At 58.0% G+C, this 852-nt stretch carries 1 protein-coding gene; it reads left to right on the top strand.

The window, feature by feature from the left end:
* Window positions 1-57: 57 nt before the first annotated feature.
* Window positions 58-840, top strand: coding sequence for a 3-oxoacyl-ACP reductase FabG (fabG, locus tag HGP14_RS35150; protein WP_168834381.1), 783 nt, complete (start codon window positions 58-60; stop codon window positions 838-840).
* Window positions 841-852: the final 12 nt, after the last annotated feature.

Here is an 852-nt window from a genome sequence, read left to right as displayed (position 1 = left end):
CTTTTACGTTACCCGATCCCAGCGTGTAGCACCGGTAGATAGGCGGCGGAAGCAGAGATGAACATCGATCTGAAGAATAAGCGTGTTCTCGTGACGGGAGGCAATTCGGGCATTGGAGCGGCGATTGCAAAGGCATTCGCGACCGAAGGTGCACGGGTCGCGATCAATTATCTGGCCAACCCCGAAGAAGCCAATAGACTGGTGGAGGAGTTCACCGGCGCCGGTGGCCAAGCTCTCGGGCTGATGGCCGACGTTAGCGACCCTAAAGCAGTCGAGACAATCTTTGGTACCATCGATGATGCGTGGGACGGCATTGACATACTGGTCAATAACGCCGGTATCGACGGCAAATATGCGCTCGGCTGGGATGCGGATGCCGATGTATGGGGCCAGGTGATCGACATCAATTTGAAGGGCACATACCTGTGCGCACGCGAGGCGCTGAAACGGATGGTCGTTCAGAGGTCGGGCGTGGTGCTCAATACGTCGAGTGTTCACGAGGTGATCGCCTGGACCGGCTACAGCGCTTACACAGCCAGCAAGGCGGGCATTTCAATGATGTCCAAAACGCTGGCGCAGGAAGCGGCACCGTATGGCGTCCGCGTGCTTTGCATCGCGCCGGGAGCTATCCGCACGCCGATGAATCAGGCTGTATGGGAGAATGCTAGGGGTTACAAGGATCTTTTGACGAAGATCCCGCTCGGGCGCATAGGCGAGCCGGAGGATGTCGCGAAGATGGCTGTCATACTGGCGTCCGATGCTGCCTGCTACATCACCGGAACGACGGTCTTTGTCGATGGCGGCATGAGCGACTACCCGTCCTTTTCGCACGGCGGCTGATCCTAACATGGC

It is taken from the genome of Rhizobium sp. P32RR-XVIII (assembly GCF_012641395.1).
Lineage (GTDB): Bacteria > Pseudomonadota > Alphaproteobacteria > Rhizobiales > Rhizobiaceae > Rhizobium.
The sequence above is the reverse complement of the archived record's forward strand: the minus strand, read 5'-3'. Positions and strand labels throughout refer to the sequence as shown.

Bases quoted from the DNA above. Each gene is read 5' to 3' on its own strand.
- fabG (WP_168834381.1), top strand. From the start codon at position 58: ATGAACATCGATCTGAAGAATAAGCGTGTTCTCGTGACGGGAGGCAAT.